8 protein-coding genes are annotated in these 11,303 nt (G+C 70.7%); 5 read left to right on the top strand and 3 right to left on the bottom strand.

Going from position 1 to position 11,303, the window contains the following annotated elements; all coding sequences use genetic code 11:
- Positions 1–341: 341 nt before the first annotated feature.
- The gene (locus ACZ5PB_RS06650) at positions 342–539 is read left to right on the top strand and encodes a helix-turn-helix transcriptional regulator (protein ID WP_468688414.1); all 198 of its coding nucleotides are present in this window, start codon (positions 342–344) and stop codon (positions 537–539) included.
- Positions 540–714: 175 nt separating this feature from the next.
- Here the strand turns inward: ACZ5PB_RS06650 and ACZ5PB_RS06645 are convergent, their stop codons facing one another.
- Positions 715–1,935 carry a cation:proton antiporter gene (locus ACZ5PB_RS06645; protein WP_468688412.1) on the bottom strand — a complete coding sequence of 407 codons (1,221 nt, stop codon included), beginning with the start codon at positions 1,933–1,935 and terminating at the stop codon, positions 715–717.
- A gap of 210 nt (positions 1,936–2,145) precedes the next feature.
- Here ACZ5PB_RS06645 and ACZ5PB_RS06640 point away from each other — a divergent pair, with 210 nt between their 5' ends.
- The gene (locus ACZ5PB_RS06640) at positions 2,146–2,472 is read left to right on the top strand and encodes a heavy-metal-associated domain-containing protein (RefSeq protein ID WP_468688411.1); all 327 of its coding nucleotides are present in this window, start codon (positions 2,146–2,148) and stop codon (positions 2,470–2,472) included.
- A 99-nt stretch (positions 2,473–2,571) separates the two neighbouring features.
- Positions 2,572–4,866, top strand: coding sequence for a heavy metal translocating P-type ATPase (locus tag ACZ5PB_RS06635; protein WP_468688410.1), 2,295 nt, complete (start codon positions 2,572–2,574; stop codon positions 4,864–4,866).
- Positions 4,867–5,358: 492 nt separating this feature from the next.
- Here ACZ5PB_RS06635 and ACZ5PB_RS06630 read toward each other — a convergent pair whose 3' ends face one another.
- Both ACZ5PB_RS06630 and recD2 read right to left on the bottom strand, forming a co-directional pair.
- Positions 5,359–6,654 carry a citrate synthase gene (locus tag ACZ5PB_RS06630; RefSeq protein ID WP_468688407.1) on the bottom strand — a complete coding sequence of 432 codons (1,296 nt, stop codon included), beginning with the start codon at positions 6,652–6,654 and terminating at the stop codon, positions 5,359–5,361.
- A gap of 133 nt (positions 6,655–6,787) precedes the next feature.
- Positions 6,788–9,112 (bottom strand): SF1B family DNA helicase RecD2, encoded by a 2,325-nt coding sequence (gene recD2 / locus ACZ5PB_RS06625; RefSeq protein ID WP_468688405.1) that lies wholly within the window; start codon positions 9,110–9,112, stop codon positions 6,788–6,790.
- A 324-nt stretch (positions 9,113–9,436) separates the two neighbouring features.
- Between recD2 and ACZ5PB_RS06620 the strand changes: the two genes are divergently transcribed.
- Together ACZ5PB_RS06620 and ACZ5PB_RS06615 are read left to right on the top strand one after the other, a co-directional pair.
- Positions 9,437–9,958 carry a DUF937 domain-containing protein gene (locus ACZ5PB_RS06620; protein WP_468688404.1) on the top strand — a complete coding sequence of 174 codons (522 nt, stop codon included), beginning with the start codon at positions 9,437–9,439 and terminating at the stop codon, positions 9,956–9,958.
- A gap of 73 nt (positions 9,959–10,031) precedes the next feature.
- Positions 10,032–11,252 (top strand): LPXTG cell wall anchor domain-containing protein, encoded by a 1,221-nt coding sequence (locus tag ACZ5PB_RS06615; protein WP_468688401.1) that lies wholly within the window; start codon positions 10,032–10,034, stop codon positions 11,250–11,252.
- Positions 11,253–11,303: the final 51 nt, after the last annotated feature.

The following is an 11,303-nucleotide window of genomic DNA, read 5'->3' as shown; positions in this document are numbered from 1 at the left end:
TCTCCTGCTGTGGGGGGGAACAAAAAAAACCCCCCCCCCCCCCCCCCCCACCCCCCCCCCCCCCCCTCCCCCCCCCCCCCCCCCACTCCCACCCCCCCCCCCCCCCCCCCCCCCGCCCGGTGTGTCCCGTCCTTCCCTTGCACCACTTCCGTCATGTAAGTGCACCTCCCGTCACACATGTCGCCATTACGCGGGTCTTCCGTCACAGGCGCACCACAGCCCCAACCTCTCCCTCACTGAGCGTCGTTCACGGGGCAGAGGCTGAGTGATCGCCAGCGAACGCCGCAGCTCCCCCGACGGCCCCCCGGCCGTGGCTGCGGCCTTCGCAGGGAGGTGCACAGATGACGGACCGCAAGCTCTGGTCGTACAAGGAGATCGCCGCGCACATCCAGGTGCAGACGGACACCGTGCGCTCGTATCGCAAGCACGGGCTGCTGCCCGCTCCGGACCACGTGGAGAGCGGCAAGCCCTACTGGTACGCGGACACGATCCGGCGCTGGGTGGCGAACCGTCCCGGCAACAGAGGCCGCAGGGACTAGGGAGCAGGCACCAGGAAGCAGGACCGGGGGCCGGCGCCCGGCCCCGCGCCCGCCCCCGCACCGTTCGACGCCACAGGGCCCCGCCCCCGGCCGGCCGCGATCCGGCCGCCGGTCCGGGGCCCCGCTTCGTAGCCGCGCCGTGTCGTACGCACGCCGGGTCGTCGCGCCCGGTCCGTCACCACGACTCCGCTTCCAGCCTCCCCGGGCCCGGCGTCTCCCCGCTGCCCGAGCGGCACTTCAGCGCCAGCAGCGGGAAGAGCAGGACCGAGACCATGCCCGCCCCGACCAGGGCCGCCGCCTCGCTCGCGACGAGGACCTCGTCGTCGAGGCCGATGGTGGTGATGGCGACGATCAGCGGCAGCGCGGTGGAGCTGAAGAGCATCAGGGCGGTGCGGTCCCTGCGGGCCAGGTCGCGCGGCGCGAGGGCGTACACCGGCAGTCCCCGTACGACGACGAACAGGGCGAGGAAGACCGGCAGCAGGAGCAGCGCCCGGCCCCCGTCCAGCAGCGAGCGCAGATCGAACTCGATGCCGGTGACCACGAAGAACACCGGCACCAGGAAGCCGAAGCCCATCGCCTCGACCTTGCCGAGGATTTCCTCGCTGCTGCCGGGGGCGGCCCCGTTCAGCACCAGCCGGGTGATCAGTCCGGCGGCGAACGCGCCGAGCAGCACGTCCAGGCCGAGCACCTGGGAGGCCCCCAGCATCAGCGCGAGCAGCAGCACCACCAGGCGGACCGCGAACTGGCCGCTGGTGTGCAGGGTCTTGGCGATGATGCGGGCGAACCACGGCGGCTTGGGGCGCAGCGCCCAGAACACCGCGGCCGCCGTCAGTACGGCGAAGGCGGCGAGCAGTGCCGTGGACTGCCAGGCGCTGCGTCCGCTGAGCAGCAGGGCCATCGCGATGATCGGCCCGAACTCGCCGACGGAGCCGAAGGCCATCATCACGGTGCCGAACCGGCCGCCGAGTTCGCCGGAGTCGCGCAGGACGGGCAGGACGGTGCCCAGTGCGGTGCTGGTCAGGGCGGTGCCGATGAAGACGCCCTTGCTGAAGCCGCCGTCGTCGCCGAGGTTCGCGAGCAGGGTGCCGAGGCCGAGGCCCAGGCCCAGCGCGATCAGCCAGGACCAGATGGACCGTGTCAGCGTGTCGCCGCGGACCTTGCCGAACTCGATCTCGTACCCCGCCAGGAAGATCAGCATCGCCAGGCCGAGCTCCGAGAGCGCGTCGATGACGGCGTCCGAGTGGGCCCAGTCCAGGACGTCGGGTCCGATGAGGATGCCGAGCAGGATCTCGAAGATGACGAGCGGCACCGGCAGCCAGCGGCCGAGCGAGTACGCGAGGAGGGGTGCGAGCACCGCGATGGCCATGATCAGGATGAGCGTCCCCGTATGTGACATACGGGATATTTAACCCAGCGAGGGGTGCGTTGCCGGGGAAGAGCGTCGGGGGAACTGAATTTGATACCCCCTAGGGGTATAGTGTGTGGTGTGTCAGGGAGTCACGGCAGTCCCGTGAACGGCCCTGCGCACCATGACCGCCCCGTGCGATGCCCTGTCTGTACGGCCGGCCAGTACGCCACGCGAAGTCTTCGAAGAGGAGCACCCACCATGTCCGCTGACACCCAGACCCCCGCCGCCGACGAGACCACCGAGGCCTCCGGCTCCTGCTGCTCCCCCACCGGCAACTGCGGTTCGACCGGTGCGGCCGACGTGCAGGTGGGCGCCGTCACCACCGTGTACCAGGTGAAGGGCATGACCTGCGGGCACTGCGAGGGCGCCATCTCCGGCGAGGTCTCCGAGATCGCCGGTGTCGAGTCGGTCAAGGCGGTCGCCTCGACCGGTCTGGTCACCGTCGTCTCGGCCGCCCCGCTGGACGAGGAGGCGGTGCGCGCCGCCGTCGACGAGGCGGGCTACGAGCTGGTCGGCACCGTCTGACCTGCCGTACCGCCGCGTTTCGGGCCGTATCCGCCGGTTGCCCATACTGGTCGGGTACGGCCCGGTCCGTTTTCCCGGTGTTCCCTGGAGCCTCCCCGAATGAACAGCGCCACCTCCGACCCCGCACCCGCCCCCGGTCCAGCCGCCGAACCCGCTGGACCCCCCGTCCTCGACGGCCATGTCGAGCTGAGCATCGGCGGGATGACCTGCGCCTCCTGCGCGGCCCGCATCGAGAAGAAGCTCAACCGGATGGAGGGCGTCGCCGCCACCGTCAACTACGCGACCGAGAAGGCGAGGGTCGCGTACGACGAAGGGGCGGTCAGGGTCGCGGACCTCATCGCGACCGTCGAGAAGACGGGGTACACGGCTGAGGAGCCTGCGCCGCCCGAGCAGGCGCCCGGGGCGGCGGACGCCGGGGAGCCGGCCGATCTCGAACTGACCGCGCTGCGGCAGCGGCTGACCGTCTCCGCCGTGCTCGCCGCGCCCGTGATCCTGCTCTCGATGGTCCCCGCCCTGCAGTTCGACAACTGGCAGTGGCTGTCGCTGACGCTGGCCGCCCCGGTCGTCGTCTGGGGTGCGCTGCCCTTCCACCGGGCCGCCTGGACCAATCTGCGGCACGGCGCCGCGACCATGGACACCCTCGTCTCGGTCGGCACGCTGGCCGCCTTCGGGTGGTCGCTGTGGGCGCTGTTCCTGGGGGACGCGGGGATGCCGGGGATGCGGCACGGCTTCTCCTTCACCGTCTCGCGCACCGGTTCGCCGTCCACGGTCTATCTCGAAGTGGCCGCAGGGGTCACCGTGTTCATCCTGCTCGGCCGCTGGCTGGAGGCCCGCTCCAAGCGCCGGGCGGGGTCCGCGCTGCGGACCCTGATGGACCTGGGCGTCAAGGACGTGACGGTGCTGCGCGGCGGCCGGGAAGCCCGTATTCCGGTACGTGAGCTGGGTGTGGGCGACCGTTTCGTCGTACGGCCCGGGGAGAAGGTCGCCACGGACGGCGTGGTCGTCGAGGGCAGCTCCGCCGTGGACGCGTCCATGCTCACCGGGGAGTCGGTGCCGGTGGACGTCGGTCCGGGCGACCCGGTGACCGGGGCGACCGTGAACGCGGGCGGCAGGCTCGTCGTCGAGGCCACCTCGGTCGGCGCCGGCACCCAGCTGGCGCGGATGGCGCGGATGGTGGAGGACGCGCAGAACGGCAAGGCCCAGGTGCAGCGGCTCGCCGACCGCATCTCGGCCGTCTTCGTGCCCGTCGTGCTGCTGATCGCGCTGGGCACGCTGGTGACCTGGCTGCTGGTCACCGGCGACCCGACCGCCGCCTTCACGGCCGCCGTGGCGGTGCTGATCATCGCCTGCCCGTGCGCGCTGGGACTGGCCACGCCGACCGCGCTGATGGTCGGTACGGGGCGCGGCGCCCAGCTCGGCATCCTGATCAAGGGGCCCGAGGTGCTGGAGTCGACGCGGCGGGTGGACACCGTCGTACTCGACAAGACGGGGACGGTGACCACCGGCCGGATGGAACTGGCGGACGTGCTGCCCGCCGACGGGACGGACCGGGCCGAACTGCTGCGGCTGGCAGGGGCGCTGGAACACGCGTCCGAGCACCCGATCGCACGGGCCGTCGCGGCGGGAGCCGGTGACTCCCTGCCCGAGGTCACCGACTTCGTGAACGTCCCCGGGCTCGGGGTCACGGGTGTGGTCGAGGGGCGTGAGGTGTGGGTGGGGCAGGAGAAGCTGCTCACCGACCGGGCCGTGGAGCTGCCGTCCGCACTGGCCGACGCGAAGGCGGCGGCCGAGGCCCGGGGACGTACCGCCGTCGTGGTCGCCTGGGACGGCGAGGCGCGCGGGGTGCTCACCGTCGCGGACACCGTGAAGGACACCAGTGCGGAGGCGGTACGGAGCCTGCGCGCGCTGGGGCTGACGCCGGTGCTGCTGACCGGGGACAACCGGGCGGTCGCGGAGGCGGTGGCGGCCGAGGTCGGCATCGGCCCCGCCGAGGTGTACGCGCAGGTGCTCCCCGAGGACAAGGCCGCCGTGGTCACCCGGCTGAAGGAGGCGGGCCGCACGGTGGCGATGGTCGGCGACGGGGTCAACGACGCGGCCGCGCTCGCCACCGCCGAACTGGGGCTGGCCATGGGGACCGGCACGGACGCGGCGATCGAGGCCGCGGATCTGACCCTGGTGCGCGGGGACCTCCGGGTGGCCGCCGACGCGATCCGGCTGTCCCGGCGGACCCTGGCCACCATCAAGGGAAACCTCTTCTGGGCCTTCGGCTACAACGTCGCCGCACTGCCGCTGGCGGCCGCCGGGCTGCTCAACCCGATGATCGCCGGATTCGCGATGGCTTTTTCGTCCGTCTTCGTAGTGACAAACAGCCTTCGGCTACGTACCTTCACATGACGTACACGAACACATGACATACGCGAAGTGACGTAGATCACTGTGTTCATGGGGTAACCATTGGCCGGGGTCGCGAGTCTAAGAGGCGATGCCACGAACGTCTTGGGGGACGTTCACCAGTGGGATGTCTTGGGGGACGTCCCCGGCAAGCGTTGGCCGGGACACGTATGCCGGGGAGCTTTGAGCGGCCCTCCCGTCAGTACGGGTCCCGGCGGACCGCGGCCATGGTGGCAGGACGGCACGACCAGCAGTACCGGCAGGACGAGCAGTTCCGGCACTACCGCAGTACGAGTTCAGGTTCAGGGCACACACAGACGCCCGGTTGGGATCCCGTGGGGGGAATCCGATCCGGGGAACAGGAAAGCGCCCCGTATCGTCGACCCGTGGGGGGATCGGCGGCGGGGCGCTTTTCGCTGTGCTCACCGGGGGCGACCCCCGGATCCCCGGCCCGGGGACCGGCGGGGGTCAGCGGCGGAGATCAGCGGCGGCCGGTCAGCGCTCTTCGACCGGGACGAAGTCGCGAAGGACCTCACCCGTGTAGATCTGGCGCGGGCGGCCGATGCGCGAACCCGGCTCCTTGATCATCTCGTGCCACTGCGCGATCCAGCCCGGAAGGCGGCCGATCGCGAAGAGCACGGTGAACATGTCGGTGGGGAAGCCCATCGCCCGGTAGATCAGACCCGTGTAGAAGTCCACGTTCGGGTAGAGGTTGCGCGAGACGAAGTACTCGTCGGAGAGCGCGTGCTCCTCCAGCTTGAGCGCGATGTCCAGCAGCTCGTCGGACTTGCCGAGGGCCGAGAGGACGTCGTGCGCGGCAGCCTTGATGATCTTGGCGCGCGGGTCGAAGGACTTGTACACCCGGTGGCCGAAGCCCATCAGGCGGACGCCGTCCTCCTTGTTCTTCACCTTCTGGATGAAGGCGTCGACGTCGCCGCCGTCGGCCTGGATCGCTTCGAGCATCTCCAGGACGGACGCGTTGGCGCCACCGTGCAGCGGGCCCCACAGGGCGCTGATGCCGGCGGAGATCGAGGCGAACATGTTCGCCTGCGAGGAGCCGACCAGACGCACGGTGGAGGTCGAGCAGTTCTGCTCGTGGTCCGCGTGCAGGATCAGCAGCTTCTCCAGCGCGGAGACGACGACCGGGTCCGGCACGTACTCCTGGGCGGGGACCGAGAAGGTCATCCGCAGGAAGTTCTCGACGTAACCCAGGTCGTTGCGCGGGTAGACGAAGGGGTGGCCGATCGACTTCTTGTACGCGTACGCGGCGATCGTCGGCAGCTTGGCCAGCAGCCGGATCGTCGAGAGGTGGCGCTGCTGCTCGTCGAACGGGTTGTGGCTGTCCTGGTAGAAGGTGGACAGCGCCGAGACGACCGAGGACAGCATCGCCATCGGGTGCGCGTCGCGCGGGAAGCCGTCGAAGAACCGCTTGACGTCCTCGTGCAGCAGCGTGTGCTGGGTGATCTCGTTCTTGAAGGTCGACAGCTCGTCGTCCTTCGGGAGCTCGCCGTTGATCAGCAGGTAGGCCGTCTCCAGGAAACTGCTCTGCTCGGCAAGCTGCTCGATGGGGTACCCGCGGTAGCGCAGGATGCCCTGCTCACCGTCTAGGTAGGTAATGGCGGATTTGTAGGCGGCGGTGTTGCCGTATCCGCTATCGAGGGTGACCAGACCGGTCTGGGCCCTGAGCTTCCCGATGTCGAAGCCCGTGTCGCCGACGGTGCTGTCGATCACCGGGTAGGTGTACTCGCCATCGCCGTACCGCAGTACTACAGAGTTGTCGCTCTCGCTCACGTCATCCCTCACCGACGTAGTGCCTCTTCTTCGAGGTGCCCTGACTGTCTCTACCATCCCCCATTTGGCTCAGCAGAGTGCACTCGGGGTCGGCCAACAGGCCCATTCGCGGCACTGAGTGCCGCCAACCTGCTCATCCTGCCCCCTTCGCCCCGGTTCCGGAACCCCCAGGTGATGTTTCCCACCGATGGCCGCCCTGGGCTTGCGCGGGGATCTGTACGTACGTGCTGCCGGCGAGCCGGTGGTCGAGCGCGGTGCACCGGCGCCCGGCCGAAACCGTCCGCACGGCCTGCCCGATCGCCTTGCGCGAGCCGACCAGCACCACCAGCTTCTTGGCCCGGGTGACGGCGGTGTAGAGCAGATTGCGCTGGAGCATCATCCAGGCGCCGGTGGTGACCGGGATGACCACGGCCGGGTATTCACTCCCCTGGGAGCGGTGGATGGTGACGGCGTAGGCGTGCGCCAGCTCGTCCAGCTCGTCGAAGTCGTACCCGACCTCCTCGTCCTCGTCGGTGCGCACGGTCAGCGTCTGCTCGACGGCGTCGAGCGCGGTGACGACCCCCACGGTCCCGTTGAAGACGCCGTTCGCGCCCTTCTCGTAGTTGTTGCGGATCTGGGTGACCTTGTCGCCGACCCGGAAGGTCCGCCCGCCGAACCGCTTCTCGGGCAGGTCGGGGCGGGCAGGGGTGATGGCCTGCTGGAGCAGCCCGTTGAGGTTGCCCGCACCGGCGGGGCCTCGGTGCATGGGGGCCAGCACCTGGACGTCGCGCCTCGGGTCGAGCCCGAACTTCTGCGGGATGCGCCGCGCCGCCACGTCCACGGTGAGCCGCCCGGCCTCCTCGGTGTCGTCCTCGACGAAGAGGAAGAAGTCGCTGAGCCCCTGGGTGAGCGGATGGTTCCCGGAGTTGATCCGGTGCGCGTTGGTGACGACGCCGGACTGCTGGGCCTGCCGGAAGATCTGGGTGAGCCGTACGTGCGGTACGGGGCCGCCGTCGGCGAGGAGGTCGCGCAGCACCTCCCCCGCGCCCACGGACGGCAGCTGGTCCACGTCACCGACGAGGAGCAGGTGTGCACCGGGTGCCACTGCCTTGACGAGCTTGTTGGCGAGCAGCAGGTCCAGCATGGACGCCTCGTCGACCACCACCAGATCGGCGTCCAGCGGCCGGTCCTTGTCGTACGCCGCGTCGCCGCCCGGTTTCAGTTCGAGCAGCCGGTGCACGGTGGAGGCGTCCGCCCCGGTCAGCTCGGACAGCCTCTTCGCCGCCCGCCCGGTCGGCGCGGCCAGCACCACCTTGGCCTTCTTCGCCCGCGCCAGCTCGACCACGGACCGTACGGTGAACGACTTGCCGCAGCCGGGACCGCCGGTCAGCACCGCCACCTTCTCGGTCAGCGCCAGCTTGACGGCGGCCTCCTGCTCGGGGGCGAGCGTGGCCCCGGTCCGCTGCGCGAGCCACCCGAGCGCCTTGTCCCAGTCGACGCCCCGGAAGCCCGGCATCCGGTCCTCGCCGGTCCGCAGCAGCCGGTTGACCTGCCCGGCGAGGGAGAGCTCCGCCCGGTGGAACGGCACGAGGTAGACGGCCGTCACCGGCTCCCCGCCGTCGGGCCCCGGCACCCGCTCCCGCACGACCCCCTCCGGCTCCTCGGCCAGCTCGGCGAGGCACTCGATGACCAGCCCGGTGTCCACCTGGAGGAGCTTCACCGAGTCGCTGATCAGCTGCTCCTCGGGGAGGAAGCAGTGGCCCTGGTCGGTGGACTGCGAGAGCGCGTACTGCATCCCGGCCTTGACCCGCTGCGGGCTGTCGTGCGGGATGCCGACGGCCTGGGCGATCCGGTCGGCGGTCAGGAAGCCGATGCCCCAGACGTCGGCGGCCAGCCGGTAGGGCTCGTTCTTCACGACGGAGATGGCGGCGTCCGCGTACTTCTTGTAGATCCGTACGGCGATGGACGTGGACACCCCGACACTCTGGAGGAAGATCATCACCTCCTTGATCGCCTTCTGCTCCTCCCAGGCGGCGGCGATCATCTTCGTCCGCTTGGGCCCGAGCCCGGGCACCTCGACGAGCCGCTTCGGCTGCTGCTCGATGATGTCGAGGGTGTCGACGCCGAAGTGGGTGGTGATCCGGTCGGCCATCACCGGGCCGATGCCCTTGATCAGGCCGGAGCCGAGGTAGCGGCGGATGCCCTGGATGGTGGCGGGCAGGACGGTGGAGTAGTTCTCGACGGTGAACTGCTTGCCGTACTGCGGATGCGACCCCCAGCGCCCCTCCATCCGCAGGGACTCCCCCGGCTGCGCCCCGAGCAGCGCGCCGACCACCGTCAGCAGGTCGCCCATCCCGGACCCGCGCCCGGTGTCGACCCGCCCGACCGTGTACCCGGTGTCCTCGTTGGCGTAGGTGATCCGCTCAAGGACCCCTTCGACCACGGCGAAACCGGGCGCCGCCCCACCTGAACTCGACATGATCCGACGTTACCGCCGGGGTCCGACAGCGCGGGCGGCCTGTGGACAACTCCCGGACCGCGGTGGTGCGTCCGTGCCTGGCCCGTACCCGTACAAGCCACCGGTACAAGCCAAAGGGCCCGGTCCGTCGACCGGGCCCTCCAGCGTCCCCTCCCCGTTCAGGCTTCCGCGCATCCCCCCGGATCCCCTCCTCCGGAAGCCCTGATGCCACGTATGACCCGCCAAGGGGGACGAGGGTTGTACGGGCGGACGAAGAAATTCTGCGGAGTCGGGGAGGCCGCCCACAAGGTGCCGACATTTCGGCACGGACGTAGCGTTTTCGCCATGAACAACGACTCCTTCGAGCAGGACGTACTCAACGAGCTCGGCGACGACAGGCTCTCCGAGATCGCCGGGGTGCTGGGCACGGACGCGGCGGGCGCGCAGAACGTCGTGAGCTCCACCGCGTCCGCCTTCGCCGGCGGGCTGACCGAGCGGGCCGAGGCGGCCACTCCGCAAGAGGCCGAACAGGTGCAGCAGGCCTTCGCCGAGGCGTCCGAGCCGCCGCTCCAGGGCGTGGCCACGCTGGGCGGCGGCATGGGCGGACTGCTGGGCGGCGGCATGATGGCCGGCATGCTCGGCAAGATGGCCAAGCCGGTGGCGAGCGCGGTCGCCAGGAAGACCGGACTGCCGGAGGCCTCGGTGACACGGGCCATCGAGATCGCCCTGCCGGTGGTGCTGGCGGTGCTGACCAAGCGGGTCACGCAGCAGAAGAACGCGGGGGCGGCGGGGACGGCTCCGGCGGGCGGTACGGGGGGTGGGCTCGGCGATCTGCTGGGGCAGGTGCTGGGCGGCGGCAAGAAGTAGAACACTCGTCCATGTGACGGTCCGCGCGGTGCGCCCTGTTCCGCAAAAGGTATTTTTATGGGCGAATTTCCGCGTGACGCACTCAGACAGAAGGCACTTTGCCCACCGCACGGCTCTCGGTTCGGCCACCGTCGTGATCGCGGCGGCGGTGGCCGTGAGCCCGTTCGGCGGTGCCGGGCCCCAGACGGCTGCGGCGCGGGGCACGGCACCGGTCCTCGCCGCCCCGCACCAGGACCAGGGCGCCGACGCCACGCTCATCGGCATCCGGTTCCCCACCGTGGATCCGCTGGGGCTCACGGCCTTCTCGGGGAGTTACGGAACCGCCCAGTCGGAGGGGGTGCCCGCTCCCGACGACTCCGGTGACTTCAGCGACCCGGACGGCGTACTGAGGTACGTCACGGTCCGGGGCACCCAGGTCAGCAGGACCTCCAGCCAGTCCGGGAAGGCGTACGCGCAGGGCCAGTTGACCGCGCTGGAGGTGCGCCTGGCGCCGGCACGGGTCTTCCTGAGCCTCTCGCGCGCCCCTTCCGCGCCCGGCGGCACGGTGAGCAGCCTGGACACCTACGCCGAGTGCGTGCCGCCGCCGGTGGGGCCCTACGCGCTCGCGTACGCGAGGACGGCCGGTGGCCGGATCGAGGCGTTCGGGCAGGAGATCCCGGTCGGCTCGACCACCCTGGACGTCACCGGCGACCAGCTGGGGCGCCCGGCCGAGCTGGGCACGAGCCAGGTGACGATCACCAACCAGCCGTACCAGGAGCCGTCGGGCTCCTCGGCGTCGCGGGTGGGGATGGCGCGGGCCGGGGTGGACATCACGGCCACGGGGGTTCTGAAGGACAAGGGCGGCAGGACGGTCTACTCGGGGGCGCTGCTGGATCTGCGGCTCGGGGACGTGTACGCGCATTGCGTGCCGGAGCCGACTCCGACGCCCACTCCGACGCCGACTCCGACTCCCACTCCCACTCCCACTCCGACGCCCACTCCCACTCCGACTCCGACGCCCACTCCCACTCCGACGCCAACACCGACTCCCACGCCGACGCCGACGCCCACGTCCCCCTCCCCGACCACTCCGGACCCGGACCCTTCCACGACCCCGCCCGACCACTCCGGCAAACCCACCGACGGGGGCGACAAGCCGCACGGTGGCGGTGGGGGCGGAGGAGGCGGCGGCAGCCTTCCTGACACCGGTGCGGGCTCGGCCGGTGCAGTCCTCCCCGCAGCAGGGATCCTGGTCGGACTGGGTGGGGTCCTCCTGTGGGCAATCCGGCGTACGAGTCCGAACGGGCGTCACTAGCAGGGGGGTTGAAGGCACTCGGACTGTGGGAGGGGGTCGCGCCTGCGGCGG

This window comes from Streptomyces sp. NPDC032721 (assembly GCF_055579625.1).
Note: the sequence above shows the minus strand (reverse complement) of the source record. Positions and strands in the feature narration are given on the sequence as shown.

Coding starts and splice junctions, on each gene's coding strand:
- ACZ5PB_RS06650 (WP_468688414.1), top strand. CDS start 342: ATGACGGACCGCAAGCTCTGGTCGTACAAGGAGATCGCCGCGCACATC.
- ACZ5PB_RS06645 (WP_468688412.1), bottom strand. CDS start 1,935: ATGTCACATACGGGGACGCTCATCCTGATCATGGCCATCGCGGTGCTC.
- ACZ5PB_RS06640 (WP_468688411.1), top strand. CDS start 2,146: ATGTCCGCTGACACCCAGACCCCCGCCGCCGACGAGACCACCGAGGCC.
- ACZ5PB_RS06635 (WP_468688410.1), top strand. CDS start 2,572: ATGAACAGCGCCACCTCCGACCCCGCACCCGCCCCCGGTCCAGCCGCC.
- recD2 (WP_468688405.1), bottom strand. CDS start 9,112: ATGTCGAGTTCAGGTGGGGCGGCGCCCGGTTTCGCCGTGGTCGAAGGG.
- ACZ5PB_RS06620 (WP_468688404.1), top strand. CDS start 9,437: ATGAACAACGACTCCTTCGAGCAGGACGTACTCAACGAGCTCGGCGAC.